Origin of the sequence: Streptomyces sp. NPDC051569, assembly GCF_044454085.1 — a bacterium.
In the GTDB taxonomy this organism is placed as follows: Bacteria; Actinomycetota; Actinomycetes; order Streptomycetales; family Streptomycetaceae; genus Streptomyces.
This window is the reverse complement of record NZ_JBITDJ010000030.1, coordinates 1-16368: the sequence shown is the minus strand read 5'-3', so window position 1 is coordinate 16368 and position 16368 is coordinate 1. Positions and strand designations below refer to the sequence as shown.

At 74.8% G+C, this 16368-nt stretch carries 1 protein-coding gene and 1 pseudogene; both read right to left on the bottom strand.

The window, feature by feature from the left end; genetic code table 11:
* Nucleotides 1–14 precede the first annotated feature (14 nt).
* Nucleotides 15–14585, bottom strand: coding sequence for a type I polyketide synthase (locus ACIBAE_RS27880; protein ID WP_399290619.1), 14571 nt, complete (start codon nucleotides 14583–14585; stop codon nucleotides 15–17).
* A 69-nt stretch (nucleotides 14586–14654) separates the two neighbouring features.
* Nucleotides 14655–16352, bottom strand: a pseudogene (locus ACIBAE_RS27875) (SDR family NAD(P)-dependent oxidoreductase); the annotation flags it as partial.
* Between the last annotated feature and the right edge of the window lie 16 nt (nucleotides 16353–16368).

Genomic DNA, 16368 nt, shown 5'->3' with positions numbered 1-16368 from the left:
TCCATCAATTCGCGCTACAGGTCGGACTGGCCGTTGAGCGCGGCCCGCACCAGGTCTGCCACTGCCATCGAGTCGATGGACTCGTCGGATTCGTCGTCCTGCGCCGGGGCGCTCGCGCCCCGTCCTGCCAGCTGGAGCAGCGGCTCCAGTACACCGATGTCGCGGAGTTGGGCGAGCGGTACGGAGGCGAGCAGGGCCCGGATCTCCGCTTCCTCGCCGTCGGTCCCGGTGCCGTCGTCGGGGACGAGCTTCGTCAGCACGTACTCGGCGAGGGCGGTGGGGGTGGGGTGGTCGAAGACGAGCGTCGCGGAGAGGCTCAGGCCGGTGGCCGCACCGAGCTGGTTGCGCAGCTCCACGGCTCCCAGCGAGTCCACCCCGAGGTCCCGGAAGGAGCGTTCGGCGCCGACCGCCTCGGTGTCGGGGTAGCCGAGGACCTGCGCGGCCCGGGTACGGACCAGGTCCACGACCACATCGAGCCGCCGGTGGGCCGGCAGGCCCGTCAGCTTGTCCCGCAGACCGCCGTCGGCCGTGCCGGTCTCGGGGGTGGCGGCCGCCGCCACCGCCATCTCGCGGTATCCGGGGAACTCCCGCAGGAGGGCGCTCGGCCGGCCCGCGCCGAAGGCGCCCGCGAAGCGGTCCAGGGCCACCTCGGCGACCAGGGCGGTGGGTCCGGACTCCATGACCAGCCGCAGCAGGGCCTCGCAGGCCAGCTCCGGGTCCATGGCGCCGATACCGGCGCGCCGGGCGGCCTCGTCGGCCGCCTCGCCTTCGGCCATTCCGCCGCCGCCCCAGGCGCCCCAGGCGATCGAGGTGGCGGGGAGCCCGAGGGCCCGGCGGCGTTCGGCGACCGCGTCCAGGACGGCGTTCGCCGCCGCGTAGTTGGCCTGGCCGAGGTTGCCCACGGCCGCCGAGGCGGAGGAGAAGAGGGCGAAGACCGACAGGTCCAGGCCCCGGGTGAGCTCGTCGAGCAGGAGGGCCGAGGTCACCTTCGAGCGGAAGACGTCCTGGAACCGCTCGGGGGTGAGCCGGTCGAGGACACCGTCGTCGAGGACACCGGCCGTGTGCACGACGCCGGTGAGCGGATGCTCGGCGGGGATGCCGCCGATGGCGGACGCCAGTTGTGCCCGGTCGGCGACGTCGCACGCGGTGACGGTGACGCGGGTGCCGAGCGCGTCGAGTTCGGCCCGCAGGGCCTCGGCGCCCGGGGCCCCGGGACCCCGGCGGCTGAGCAGCAGCAGGTGCTGGACACCGTCCCGGGCGAGCCGGCGGGCGACATGCCCGCCGAGGGCGCCGGTGCCACCGGTGATCAGTACCGTGCCGGCCGGGTCCCAGGCGCGGGCCGGCCGGGTGCCGGGTGCCTGGACCAGGCGGCGGGCGAGGAGCGCGGAGGCCCGTACGGCGACCTGGTCCTCCCCGTCCAGTCCGGCGAGTACGCCGGCGAAGCCCGCGGCGGTGCGCTCGTCCAGCGTGCCGGGGAGGTCGATCAGACCGCCCCAGCGGTCCGGGTACTCCAGTGCGGCGACCCGGCCGAGGCCCCAGACGGCGGCCTGCAGCGGGTTGCGGGGCTCATCCGTACGGTTCACGGAGACCGCGCCCCGGGTGACGCACCACAGCGGGGCGCCGATCCCGGCGTCGCCGAGTGCCTGCAGCAGCACGGTGGTGAGGGCGACCCCCTCGGGCACGCTGCCCGTGGTGGTGTCCCGCAGCGCCAGGAGCGAGACGACTCCGGCGAAGGGCCTGCCGTCCTCGGCGCGGGCGCGGAGCGCCGCGGCGAGGGTGTCGCGGTCGGGTGCGTCGGCCGTGACCCGTACGACGTCGGTGCCGAGCGCGTCGAGTGCGGCGGCGGCCCAGGCGTCGTCGGTGTGCTCCTCGGGGAGGACGGCGAGCCAGGTGCCGGTCAGCGGCTTGCGGTGGGTGACGGAGGCGCCGGCGAGCGGCTTCCACACGATCCGGTGCCGCCAGCCCTCGACGACCGCTTCGTCGCCCCGCTGCCTGCGCCAGTCCATGAGCGCGGGAAGCACCTTGGACAGGGCGTCGCCCTCGACGTCCAGGACGGACTCCAGGGAGGCGAAGTCCTCCTGCTCCACGGCGTCCCAGAACGCGCGGTCGGTCGCCGGGTCCCGCTCCCCCGCGTCGGCGGTGGTGGTCAGGCCGGGCATGGCGTCCGGCCAGAACCGGCCGTGCTGGAAGGCGTACGTCGGCAGATCCAGCCAGTCGGCGCCGGTACCGGCGAAGAACGCGGACCAGTCGGGTCCTGCCCCGTGGACGTGCAGCCGGGCGAACGCGGTCACCAGGGTGGCTTCCTCGGCACGGCCCTTGCGCAGGACCGGTACGGCCACGGCGCCCGGTGCGGATTCCTGGGCGAGGGCGGAGAGTACGCCGTCGGGGCCGAGCTCCAGGAAGGTGGTGACGCCCCGGTCGGCGAGGGTCCGTACCCCGTCGGCGAAGCGGACGGCTTCACGGACGTGGCGTACCCAGTAGTCGGCGGAGGCCAGTTCCCCGGTCTTCGCGAGTTCACCGGTCAGGTTGGACACCACCGGGATACGGGGTGCCTGGAAGTCCAGGCTCTCCGCGACCCGCCGGAAGCCGTCGAGCATCGGGTCCATCAGGGGTGAGTGGAAGGCGTGCGAGACGCGCAGCAGACTGGTCTTGCGGCCCTGCTCCTCCAGCTGGGCCGCGACCTCCAGGACCACGTCCTCGTCACCGGAGAGCACGATCGACGTCGGGCCGTTGACCGCCGCGACCGACACGCGGTCGGTGAGCAGCGGGCTGACCTCGTCCTCGGTGGCCTGCACCGCGACCATGGCGCCGCCGCGCGGCAGGGCCTGCATGAGTCCGGCGCGCGCCGCCACCAGGCGGGACGCGTCCGCCAGGGAGAACACTCCGGCCACGTGGGCCGCCGCGATCTCACCGATGGAGTGTCCGGCGAGGAAGTCCGGGGTGACGCCCCACGACTCGACCAGGCGGAAGAGCGCCACCTCGATGGCGAACAGCGCGGGCTGGGTGCGGCCGGTCTCGTTCAGCGGGTCCGCGTCGTCGCCCCAGATGACCTCCCGCAGCGGGTGGTCCAGTCGGGCGTCCAGCTCGGTCAGTACGGCGTCCAGGGCCGAGGCGAACGCCGGGAACCGCTCGTACAGCTCACGGCCCATGCCGAGTCGCTGCGAGCCCTGGCCGGAGAAGAGGAAGGCCAGCTTCCCGGTCCGCTCCAGCTGGTGCTCGACGACGTGCGAGGCGGTGCTTCCCTCGGCCAGTGCCGTGAGCCCGTCGAGCAGGTCGTCGCGTCCGGTGACGGTCAGGGCGGCCCGGTGTTCGAAGACCGTGCGGGTCGTCGCGAGGGAGAACGCCAGGTCGGTCAGGGAGGTGTCCGGGTGGAGCCGGGTGTGGGCGAGCAGCCGGCGGGCCTGGTCGCGCAGGGCGTTCCCGGTCCGTCCCGACAGCAGGACGGGCAGTGCCTCGGGGGCCTCGGCGGGCGTCCCGGGCCCGGCCGGTGCGACGGGGGCCGGATCCTGCGGCGCCTGCTCCAGGACGAGGTGGGCGTTCGTACCGCTGGCTCCGAAGGAGGAGACCGCGGCGCGGCGCGCACGGCCGGTGTCCGGCCAGGCGACGGCGTCGGTGAGCAGCCGGGCGGCGCCCGCCGTCCAGTCGACGTGTGAGGTCGGATTGTCGGTGTAGAGGGACTTCGGCAGGGTGCCGTGGCGCATCGCCATCACCATCTTGATGACGCCGCCGACGCCGGAGGCGGCCTGGGTGTGGCCGATGTTGGACTTCAGCGAGCCGAGCAGGACCGGGCGCTGCGGGTCGCGGTCCTGGCCGTAGGTGGCGAGGAGCGCCTGGGCCTCGATCGGGTCGCCGAGCTTGGTGCCGGTGCCGTGTGCCTCGACCGCGTCCACGTCGGCGTACGTCAGGCCGGAGTTGGCGAGTGCCTGCCGGATGACGCGCTGCTGGGCGGGGCCGCTCGGCGCGGTCAGGCCGTTGGAGGCGCCGTCCTGGTTGATGGCGGAGCCGCGCAGGACGGCGAGGACGTGGTGTCCGTCGCGCCGTGCCGTGGAGAGCCGTTCGACGACGAGCATGCCGACGCCCTCGGACCAGCCGGTGCCGTCCGCCTCCTCGGAGAACGCCTTGCAGCGGCCGTCGGTCGAGAGGGCGCCCTGGGCGCTGAACTCGACGAAGCCCGCCGGGGTGGCCATGACGGTCACCCCGCCGGCCAGGGCGATCGAGCATTCGCCCGAGCGGATCGCCTGGGCGGCCAGGTGCAGGGCGACCAGCGACGAGGAGCACGCGGTGTCCACGGAGACCGTGGGTCCCTGGAGGCCGAACGAGTACGCCAGCCGGCCGGACAGGAGGCTCGCGGACTGGGCGGTCGACCACTGGCCCGCCTCCTCCGGCGGCCGGTAGTCGCCGCTGCCGCCGCCGACGAAGACACCGGCGGTGGCGCTGCCGCGCAGGGTGGCGGCGTCGATTCCGGCCCGCTCCAGCGCCTCCCAGGCGGCTTCGAGGACGAGGCGCTGCTGCGGGTCCATCACGATGGCCTCGCGGGGCGAGATGCCGAACAGGCCGGGGTCGAAGTCGGCGGCGTCGTAGAGGAATCCGCCGTTGCCGGTGACGCTGCGGCCGGGGCCGCTGTCCGCGCCGAGCAGGGTGTCGAGGTCCCAGCCCCGGTCGGTGGGGAATTCTCCGACGGCGTCGGTGCCGTCCATGACGAGCTGCCACAGGTCCTCGGGCGAACCGATACCGCCCGGGTAGCGGCAGCTCATGCCGACGATCACGACGGGGTCGTCGGCCTGGGAGCCGCTCCGGTCGGCGGCCACCACCGGGGCCCCGGTGTCCGGCCGTTCGCCGAGCAGCAGGGTCCGCAGGTGCCCGGCGAGTTCGGCCGGGGTCGGGTGGTCGAAGACCAGGGTGGCGGGCAGGCTGAGCGCGGTCGCGGTCATCAGCTGGTTGCGCAGGTCGACGGCGGTCAGCGAGTCGAAGCCGAGATCGCGGAACGGCAGGTCGGACTCGACGGCGCCGGCGTCGGCGTGTCCGAGGACGGTGGCGACCTTGTCGGTGACGAGGGCCAGCAGTTCACCGGCGCGCTCCGCCTCGGGCAGGTCCAGCAGGCGCTGACGGTACGTACCGGCGGCGGACCGCTCATCGTGCCGCTCGCGGTCGGCGGCGGCGAGGGCGGCGCGGGCCTCGGGCAGGCCCGCCAGCAGGGTGCTGGGGCGGGGCGCGGTGAAGGCGGGTGCGAAGGTCTCCCAGTCGACGTCGGCCACGGTGACGGCGGCCTCGCCGCCGGTGACGGCGCGGCCGAGCGCGGTGAGTGCCGCGTCGGCGTCCATGACGGGCAGTCCGTTCATCCGCAGATGCGCGGCCATTGAGCGGTCGACGAGGTCGGCCCAGGCGCCCCAGGCGACGGAGAGGGCGGTGGCGCCCCGGTGGCGGCGCTGCCGGGCGAAGGCGTCCAGGTAGGCGCCGAGCGCGGCCTCGGTCTGCTGGCCGCGCACGCCCCAGACACCGGCGATCGAGCCGAACAGGACGAACGCGTCGAGGGGGCGGTCGGCGAGGACGGCGTCGAGCTGGATCACTCCGGCCAGCGCCCCGGCCAGCGCCGCAGGTCCTGCGGCGAGGTCGCCGGTGTCCTCCTCGGCGTGGACGACCGCGGTGAGCGGCCGGTCCTCGGGGACGGCGGCCAGCAGCGCGGTCAGCGTGGTGGCGTCGGAGACGTCGCAGACGGCGGTGGTGACGGTGGCGCCGAGCGCGGTCAGTTCCGCTTCGAGCGCGGCCGTCCCGGTGGCGTCCGGCTGGTGACGGGCGGTCAGCAGCAGGTGCTGGGCGCCCTCGCGGGCCAGCCAGCGGGCGGCCCGGCCGCCGGTCGTTCCCGTACCGCCGACGACGAGCACCGTGCCGGTGGGCCGCCACGAGGCGCCCGCCGGGTCGGCGGTCGTACGGACCAGTCGCCGCCCGAAGGCCCCGGTGGAGCGGACCGCGATCTGGTCCTCACCGGCCGGACCCGCCAGGGCGCCGGCGAAGGCGGCCGCGACCGGGGCGGCCAGGGTGTCGTCCGGGCCGTCGGTGGCATCGGGGGCGGCCAGGGTGTCGTCCGGGCCGTCGGTGGCATCGGGGGCATCGGTGGCGGCCGGGGCGGCGGGCAGGTCGATCAGCCCGCCCCAGCGGTCCGGGTGCTCCAGGGCGGTGACCCGGCCCTGGCCCCAGACGGCGGCCTGGCCGGCGTTCACCAGCGGCTCGGTGGCGTTCACGGAGACGGCGCCCCGGGTGACGCACCACAGCGGTGCGTCGATGCCCGCCCCGTCCAGTGCCCGCAGCAGCGGGTCGGGCCAGGCGGCCTCCGGTGGCAGGTGCGCTCCGGTCGCCGGGCGCGCGGTGGCGAGCAGCGAGACGACTCCGGCGTAGGTGGTGCCGTCGCGGTGTGCCCCGGCGAGCCGGGAGGGCAGGCCGGCGAGGTCCGCCGGGTCGGTCTCGACCCGTACGGCTCCGGTGCCCAGCGCCTCGACGGCGGCGGTCGTCCAGGTGTCCCCGGCGCCGGCCGGCACGAGCACCAGCCAGTCGCCCGAGGGCGCGGCCGTGGCCGTGCCGGTCAGCGAGGTCCAGCTCTCGCGGTAGGTCCACATCTCACCGGCGGACTGCTCGCCCCGGCGGCGGCGCCACGCGGAGAGCGCGGGCACCATCGCGGTGACGGTGTCGCCGTCCAGGTCCAGCGAGGCGGCCAGCGACCCCAGGTCGGCCCGCTCCACCGCCGACCAGAACTCGGCGTCCACCGGGTCAGGGGCACCGGCCCCGGTGAGGACGGCGGGCTCGGGCCAGTACCGCTCACGCTGGAAGGCGTACGTGGGGAGTTCGACGCGGTGCGCGCCGGTGCCGGCGAAGAACGCGGCCCAGCGGGGTCCCGCGCCGTGTGTGTGCAGCCGGGCGAGCGCGCTGACCACGGCGCTCTCCTCGCCCTGGTCCTTGCGGAGCACGGGCACCACCGCCGGGGCGGGGTCGGTGCCGTCGAGGCTCTGCTGGGCCAGCGCGGAGAGGACTCCGTCGGGTCCGAGTTCGACGAAGGTGGCCACCCCGGCGTCCCGCAGCGTGCGGATCCCGTCGGCGAACCGTACGGCTTCGCGGACGTGCCGCACCCAGTAGTCGGGCGAGCGCAGCTCCTCGGCGGTGGCGACGGCGCCGGTCAGGTTCGACACCACCGGGATACGCGGTTCCTGGAGGTCCAGACCCGCGGCGACGCGTGCGAAGCCGTCGAGCATCGGGTCCATCAGCGGTGAGTGGAAGGCGTGCGACACGCGCAGCCTCCTGGTCCTGCGGCCGTCGGCGGAGAAGCGCTCGGCGAGCCGCAGGACGGCGTCCTCGGCGCCGGCGACGACCAGCGCGTCGGGCCCGTTGACGGCGGCGAGCGAGACGTGCGCGTCGAGCAGCGGGGTGACTTCGTCCTCGGTGGCCTGGACGGCGACCATCGCGCCGCCCTGCGGCAGGGCCTGCATGAGCGAGGCGCGGGCCGCGACCAGCCGGCAGGCGTCCTCCAGCGGGAACACGCCCACCACGTGGGCGGCGGCGATCTCACCGATCGAGTGGCCCGCGACGAAGTCGGGGGTGATGCCCCACGACTCCAGCAGCCGGAACAGCGCGACCTCGACGGCGAACAGCGCCGGCTGGGTCCAGCCCGTCTCGTCCAGCAGCTCCGCCTCGAAGGTGCCCGCGTCGGCGAACAGCACCGCGCGCAGCGGGAATTCCAGCTCCGTGTCCAGGTGGGCGAGGACCGCGTCCAGCGCCTCGGCGAAGACGGGGAACCGTCCGTACAGCTCCCGGCCCATCGCGGCCCGCTGGCTGCCCTGGCCGGAGAAGAGGAAGGCGGTCGCGCCGGGTGCGCGGCTCGCGACGCCGCGCGCGGCTTCCCGGACACCGTCGGCGCCGGCCAGCAGCACCGCGCGGTGCGGGAAGACCGTACGGTCCGAGGCGAGCGAGTGGCCGATGTCCAGGGGGGACAGCCCGGGGTGGCGGTCGGTGAAGGCGGTGAGCCGCTCGACCTGGGCCTGGAGCGCCTCGCGGGTGCGGCCGGAGACGATCCACGGGACGACGGCCGGCACGACGGCCGGTGCCTCCGCGCCCTGCGGGTCCGAGGGCAGCGCGGGGCGCGGCTCGGGGGCGGGCGCCTGTTCCACGATGACGTGCGCGTTGGTGCCGCTGACGCCGAAGGCCGAGACCCCGGCGCGGCGCGGCCGGCCGGTCTCGGGCCAGGCCTGCTCGTCGGTGAGCAGCGACACCGCCCCGGCGGACCAGTCGACGTGCGCCGACGGGGTGCCCACGTGGAGGGTCTTCGGCAGGGTGCCGTACCGCATCGCCATCAGCATCTTGATGACGCCCGCGACACCGGCGGCGGCCTGGGTGTGCCCGATGTTGGACTTGACCGTGCCGAGCAGCAGCGGGCGTTCGCGGTTCTGTCCGTACGTGGTGAGCAGCGCCTGGGCCTCGATCGGGTCGCCCAGGGTGGTGCCGGTGCCGTGCGCCTCGACGGCGTCGATGTCGGCGGCGGACAGGCCCGCGTCGGCGAGCGCCTGGCGGATGACACGCTGCTGGGAGGGGCCGTTGGGGGCGGTGAGGCCGTTGGACGCGCCGTCCTGGTTGACGGCGGTGCCCCGGATGATCCCGTGGACCTCGTGCCCGTTGCGTACGGCGTCGGAGAGGCGTTCCAGCACCAGGATGCCGACGCCCTCGGACCAGGCGGTGCCGTCGGCGCTGTCGGAGAACGCCTTGCACCGGCCGTCGGGGGCCAGTCCGCCCTGGGTGGAGAATTCGACGAAGGAGTCCGGGCTGGACATCACGGAGACGCCGCCCGCGATCACCAGTGAGCACTCCCCCGCGCTCAGTGCCTTGCCGGCCCAGTCCATCGCGACCAGCGACGACGAGCAGGCGGTGTCGATGGTGACCGCCGGGCCCTCCAGGCCGAGCGCGTAGGACAGGCGTCCCGACATCACGCTGGCGGTGTTGCCGGTGGCCACGTAGCCCTGGACGTCGGAGACGGACCTGCGGAGCAGGGTCGGGTAGTCCTGGCCGTTGGTGCCGACGAAGACGCCGGTGCTGGAGCCGCGCAGCGCGGACGGGTCGATCCCGGCCCGCTCCAGCGCCTCCCAGGTGGCCTCCAGCAGGAGCCGCTGCTGCGGGTCCATGGCGAGGGCCTCACGCGGCGAGATGCCGAAGAAGCGGGCGTCGAAGTCGGCGACGCCGGTGAGGAATCCGCCTTCGAGGGTGGCCGAGGCGCCCGCTCCGAGGGCCTCGATGTCCCAGCCGCGGTCGGCCGGGAAGGAGGTGATGCCGTCCCCGCCGTCCGCGAGCAGCCGCCACAGCTCCTCGGGCGAGGTCACCCCGCCGGGGAAGCGGCAGCTGATGCCGACGACGGCGATCGGGTCGTCGTCGACCGGCCGGCCGGCGGCTGCCGGGACGGCCGCCGAGGCGGCCGCCTCGGGCATCGAACCGACCAGCTCGGTGAGGAGGAACTCCGCCATCTCGCGCGGCGTCGGCAGGTCGTAGACCAGGGACACGGGCAGGCTCAGCCCGGTGACGGCGGCGAGCCCGTTGCGCAGTTCGAGCGTGGTGAGCGAGTCGAAGCCCAGGTCGCGGAAGGCCCGGTCGTCCTCGATGGCGCGGGCGTCGGAGTGGCCCAGTACGGCGGCCACCTGAGCGCGCAGCAGGTCCAGGACGTACGCGCCGCGCTCGGCCTCGGGGAGGTCCGCGAGCCGTCGGCGCAGTTCCGGTTCGCCGGCGGAGACGGCGGCCGGGGCGGCGGCCGCCTGCCGTACCTCGGGCAGGTCGCTGACGAGCGGCAGGGGCCGCGTCGCGGCGAACGCGTGGAGGAAGCGGCTCCAGTCGATGTCGGCGACCGCGAGGGTGGTGTCGTCGTGCTCGATGGCCTGGCGCAGGGCGCGGACGGCCGGTTCGGGGGCGAGGGGTTCGAAGCCACCGCGCCGTACCCGGCTCTCGATCTCCGCGGCTCCGGCGACCATGCCGGATCCGGCCCAGGGGCCCCAGGCGACCGAGAGCGCGGTGAGGCCGTGCGCCCGCCGGTATTCGGCGAGGGCGTCCAGGTAGGCGTTGGCGGCGGCGTAGTTGCCCTGTCCGGCGGCGCCGATGACGCCGGCCGTGGAGGAGAAGAGCACGAAGGCGGACAGGTCGAGATCGGCGGTCAGCTGGTGCAGGTGACGGGCGGAGGCGACCTTGGAGCGCAGGACGGTGGTGAAGCTCTCCGGGGTCAGCGCGCCCAGGACGTGGTCGTCGACGACACCGGCGGTGTGGATGACGGCGTTCAGCGGCACGTCTTCGGGGATGCCTCCGATGAGGGCGGCCACCGCGTCGTGGTCCGCGACGTCGCAGGCCGCGATGGTGACGCGGGCGCCGAGTCCTTCCAGTTCGGCGCGGAGTGCGGCGGCGCCGGGGGCGTCCTCGCCGCGCCTGCTGGTGAGCAGCAGGTGGTCGGCGCCGGCGCCGGCCAGCCAGCGGGCGACGTGCCCGCCGAGGCCGCCGGTACCGCCGGTGATCAGGGTGGTGCCGGCCGGGTCGAAGGCGTACCGGGCCGGGGCCTGGCCGGTGGGGGTGTGGGCGAGGCGGCGCAGGAACACGCCGGAGGCGCGTACGGCCACCTCGTCCTCGCCGGTCCCGGCCAGGACGCCCCGCAGCCGGCGGGCGGCCTGGGTGTCGAGCTGCTCGGGCAGATCGACGCAGCCGCCCCAGCGGCCGGGCTGTTCGAGCGCGATGGCCCGGCCGAGGCCCCAGACGGCGGCCTGGTCGAGGCTGACGACGTGCTCGGAGCGCCCGACGGACACGGCGCCACGGGTGACGCTCCACAGGGGGGCGCCGATCCCGGCGTCGCCGAGTGCCTGGGCGGCGGTGGTGGTCAGGGTGAGGGCGGCGGGCACGTCGGGGTGGGTGACGCCGTCCCCCTCGGCGAGGGCGAGGAGGGAGAGGACGCCCTCGAACCCGGTGCCTTCCGTGGCCGGTTCGGTCGCTTCGGTCGCTTCGGTGAGTTCGGTCAGTCGTGCGGCGAGCGCCGCCCGGTCGGTCCCGGCCACCTCGACCCGTACGGTCGCGGTGCCGAGGGCGCCGATCACGGCGTCGGACCACTCGGCGTCCTCCGTACGCTCCGGGACCAGCACGAGCCAGCGGCCGGACAGCGTGGTGGGCGCGGTGGAGCCGGTCTGCGGCTTCCAGGTGACGCGGTAGCGCCAGGCGTCGGCGGCGGACTGCTCACCGCGGCGGCGGCGCCACGCGGAGAGCGCGGGGACCATCGCGGTGACCGTGTCGTCGTCCAGGCCGAGGGAGGCGGCGAGCGACGTCACGTCGTCCCGCTCCACCGCCGACCAGAACTCGGCGTCCAGGGAGTTCGTGGCCGCTTCCGGTCCCGCCGCCTGTGCGGGGGCCTCGGGCCAGTACCGCTCGCGCTGGAAGGCGTACGTCGGCAGCGCGACCCGGCGCCCGCCGGCCGGGGCGAAGAACGCGGGCCAGTCCACGTCGACGCCCTGCGCGTGCGCGCCGGCCAGGGCGGTGACGACGGCCCGCTCCTCGGGGCGGTCGCCGCGCAGCAGGGGAAGGAGCGCGGCGCGCGAGGCGTCGGTGAGGGTCTCGCGGGCCATGCCGCAGAGCACCCCGTCGGGGCCGAGTTCGAGGAAGGTGCGGACTCCGCCGCGCTCGGCGAGCCAGCTGACGCCGTCGGCGAAGCGGACCGCGCGGCGGACGTGCTGGACCCAGTACTCCGGGGTGCACACCTGCTCGTCGGTGGCGAGTTCACCCGTCACGTTGGAGACGAAGGGGATCACCGGCGGGTGGTAGGTGATGCCGCTCGCGACCCGGGCGAAGTCGTCGAGCATGGCGTCCATGAGCGGTGAGTGGAAGGCGTGCGAGACGCGCAGCCGCTTGGTCTTGCGCCCCTCGGCGCCGAAGGACGCGGCGATGTCGAGGACGGCGTCCTCGGCGCCCGCGACGACCACCGAGGCCGGGCCGTTGACGGCGGCGACGGAGACCTGGTCCTCCAGGCCCGCGAGGCGCGGGATCACCTCGTCCTCGGCCGCCTGCAGGGCGATCATCGCGCCGCCCTCGGGCAGCGCCTGCATCAGCCGGCCGCGCGCGGCCACCAGGGCGCACGCGTCCTCCAGGGAGAGCACGCCCGCGACATGCGCGGCGGCGAGTTCGCCGATGGAGTGCCCGGCCAGGTAGTCGGGGGTGATGCCCCAGGACTCGGCGAGGCGGAACAGCGCGACCTCGATGGCGAAGAGGGCGGGCTGCGCGTACCCGGTCCGGTTCAGCAGTTCGGCCTCGGCCGAGCCCGCCTCGCTGAACATCAGCTCGCGCAGCGGCCGGTCCAGCTCGCCGTCGATCCGCGCCAGGACGGCGTCGAGGGCGTCGGCGAACGCGGGGAACCGCCCGTACAGCTCACGGCCCATGCCGGGCCGCTGGCTGCCCTGCCCGCTGAACAGGAACGCGGTCCTGCCCCGGCCGGCGCTGCCCTGGACCACCCCGGGTCCGGGCAGTCCGTCGCGCAGGGCGAGCAGGCCGCGCAGCAGGTCGTCGGGCTCCTCCACCACGACGGCGGCGCGGCGCTCCAGGCTCGCCCGGGAGGTCGCCAGGGAGAAGGCGAGGTCGGTGAGGTCGGTGTCCGGGTGCTCCTCCACCAGGGAGAGCAGCCGGCCCGCCTGGGCGCGCAGCGCGGCCTCGCCGCGGCCGGAGACCAGCACGGGCAGCGGGGCCGGCCGGGCGGACGGGGCGGGGGCCCGGTCCTCGGCGGGCTCCACCGGGGGCGCCGCTTCGAGGATGGTGTGCACATTGGTGCCGCTGATGCCGAAGGAGGAGATGGCGCCACGGCGCGGCCGGCCGGTCTGCGGCCAGTCGGTCTGCTCGGTGAGCAGGTCGATGGCGCCGGAGTCCCAGTTGACGTGCGAGGACGGCGTGTCGATGTGCAGCGTCTTGGGCACGATGCCGCTCTGCAGCGCCATGACCATCTTGATGACGCTGGCGGCGCCGGAGGCCATCTGGGTGTGGCCGATGTTGGACTTGACCGAGCCGAGCAGCAGCGGGCGCTCGCGGTCCTGTCCGTACGTGGTGAGCAGGGCCTGCGCCTCGATGGGGTCACCCAGCGCGGTGCCGGTGCCGTGGCCCTCGATGACGTCGACGTCGGCGGAGGCCAGACCGGCGTTGGCGAGGGCCTGGCGGATGACGCGCTGCTGGGAGGGGCCGTTGGGGGCGGTGAGGCCGTTGGACGCGCCGTCCTGGTTGACGGCGGAGCCACGGACGACGGCGAGGACCTGGTGCCCGTTGCGGCGGGCGTCGGAGAGGCGCTCCAGCAGGACCAGGCCGACGCCCTCGGCGAGGGTCATGCCGTCGGCGGCCTCCGCGTACGCCTTGCAGCGGCCGTCGACGGCGAGGGCGCGCTGCCGGCTGAAGCCGATGAAGGACATCGGGGTGGACATGATGCTGACGCCGCCGGCGAGGGCGAGGGAGCTCTCCCCGTTGCGCAGCGACTGGCAGGCCAGGTGCATCGCGACCAGCGAGGAGGAGCAGGCGGTGTCGAGGGTGACGGCCGGTCCCTCGAAGCCGAAGAGGTAGGAGACCCGGCCGGACAGCACGCTGGAGAGCGTGCCGGTGATCATGTGGCCTTCGGAGCCCTCGGAGGCGTTGGGCATCGAGCCGTAGTCCTGGTAACTGGCGCCGACGAAGGTGCCGGTGAGGCTGCCGCGCTGGGACACCGGGTCGATCCCGGCGTTCTCGAAGGTCTCCCAGGCGGTCTCCAGCAGGAGGCGCTGCTGCGGGTCCATCGACACGGCCTCACGCGGTGAGATGCCGAAGAAGCCGGGGTCGAAGTCGGCGACGTCCCGCAGGAATCCGCCCTGGACGGAGTACGTCCTGCCCGACCGGTCGGGGTCGGGGTCGTAGAGCCCGTCGGCGTCCCAGCCTCGGTCGGCGGGGAAGCCGGAGATGGCGTCGCCGCCCTCCAGGACGAGCTTCCACAGGTCCTCGGCGGAGGTGACCCCGCCGGGGTAGCGGCAGCTCATGCCGACGATCGCGATGAGGTCGTCGTCGGCCGAGGAGACGGACGCGGTGACGGCGGGGGTGCCTGCGGCGGTCCGGGCCCCGGCCAGCTCGGACCCCAGGAATCCGGCGAGCGCGGCCGGGTTCGGGTAGTCGAAGACCATGGTCGTCGGCAGGGTGAGGCCGGTGACGGAGGCCAGGCGGTTGCGCAGGGCGACGGCGGTGAGCGAGTCGAAGCCGACGTCGCGGAAGGCCCGCTGGTCGGGCAGGTCGTCGGGGGACGAGAGCCCCAGCACGGCCACCGCTTCGCTGCGGACCACGTCGAGGAGCGTCCGCTCCTGCTCGGCGGACGACAGGGACCGCAGCCGCGCCGCGAACGCGCCCTCGGTGACGGTGCCGGTGTTCTGCTCGGTGGCCTCGGTGATCCGCCGTACCTCGGGCACCTCCTCGAAGAGGGTGGTGGGGCGGCTGGAGGTGAAGACGGGGTAGTACGTGTCCCAGTCGACATCGGCGACGGCGATGGCGGTCTCGTCGTCGTCGAGCGCCCGCTTCAGGCCGCTCAGCGCGAGCTGCGGGTCCATGAACTCCAGGCCGCTGCGCCGGATCATCCCCGGGTCGACGCGACCGAGCTTCATGTCGTCGGCCCAGATGCCCCAGGACAGGGACAGGGCGCGCAGGCCCCGGGACCGGCGGTGGGCGGCGAGGGCCGCGAGGTACGCGTTGCCCGCGACGTACGCGGCGTGCTGGCCGGTGCCCCACATGCCGGCCGTGGACGAGTAGAGGATGAGGTCGGTCTCGTCGGTGTCGAGGAGTTCGTCGAGGACCTGGGCGCCGGTCACCTTCGCGTCCATGACACGGGAGAAGGCTTCCATGCTGGTCTCGGCGAGCGAGTACAGCTCGATGAGCGCGGCGGTGTGCACGACGGTGCCCACGGTCCGTCCCTGGGCCGTGAGCTCCGCGAGGAGTGCGGCCACGGCGTCCCGGTCGGTGACGTCGCACGCGGCGATGGTCGCTTCGGTACCCAGCGCGGCGAGTTCGGCGACGAGTTCGGCCGCGCCGGGCGCGTCCATGCCCCGGCGGCTGGTCAGGACGAGGTGCTCGGCGCCCTGTCCCGCCAGCCAGCGGGCGAGGTGCGGGGCGAGGGTGCCGGAACCGCCGGTGACGAGGGTGGTGCCGCGCGGGGTCCACTCGCGGGAGGGGCCCTGGGGGCTCGCGGCGGCGCGGACGACACGGCGGGTGAAGAGGCCCGAGGCGCGGACGGCGAGCTGGTCCTCCTCGCCGAGCGCGCCCGCCAGTGCGGATACCAGGCGCTGACCGGCGCGCTGGTCCAGCGTCTCCGGCAGGTCGATGACACCGCCCCAGCGGCCGGGGTGCTCCAGGGCCGTGGTCCAGCCGACCCCGGCGACCTGGGCCTGGACGGGGGAGGTGATCTCGTCGGAGCGGCCGGTGGAGACCGCGCCCCGGGTGAGGAACCAGAGCGGTGCGTCGGTCTCCGTGTCGCCGAGCGCCTGGACGAGCGAGACGGAGAGCGCCAGCCCGAGGGAGAGGCCCGGGTACTGTTCCCCCGGCTGCTCGGCACCGGCCAGGACGGAGACGATTCCGGCGTACTCGCCGCCGGCTTCGGTGAGGCGTGCGGCGAGCACCGTCCGGTCGACGCATGTCCCGTCGAGTACGAGACGGCCCGCCTCGGCGCCCGAGGCGGTGAGCGCGTCGACGACGTCGCTGTCGTCGACGCCATCGGGGGAGACGACCAGCCACTGACCGGTCGGCGACTTCTGCGGGACGTTGCCGGCCGGCGACCAGGAGACGCGGTAGCGCCAGGAGTCCACGGTGGAGCGTTCCTTGCGGGACCGGCGCCAGGAGGAGAGCGCCGGCAGCAGGGCCGCCACGGAGTTCTCGTCGGTACGGAGTGTGGCGGAGAGCGCGGCGAGGTCCTCCTGCTCCACCGCCGCCCAGAACTCCTCGTCGGCCGGGTCGGCGGCGAGCGCTCGCACGATCTCCGGCGCGATGGCCCAGAGGTGTTCGTGCTGGAAGGCGTAGGTGGGCAGGTCCACCCGGCGGGCACCGGTGTCGGTGAAGAGACCGGTCCAGTCGACCTCGACCCCCCGGACGAAGACCTCGGCGGCCGACAGCAGGAACCGCCCCAGTCCCCCGGTGTCACGGCGCAGGGTGCCGGACGCGACGCCCGGCACGCCTGCCTCGTCGATCATGTCCTGTACGGACATGGTCAGCACCGGGTGGGAGCTGATCTCGATGAACGCGCGGTGCTCGGCGGCCAGCAGGTCGCGGACGGCGTCGGCGAACAGCACCCGCTGCCGCAGGTTGCGGAACCAGTAACCGGCGTCCATCCCGGAGGTGTCCAGC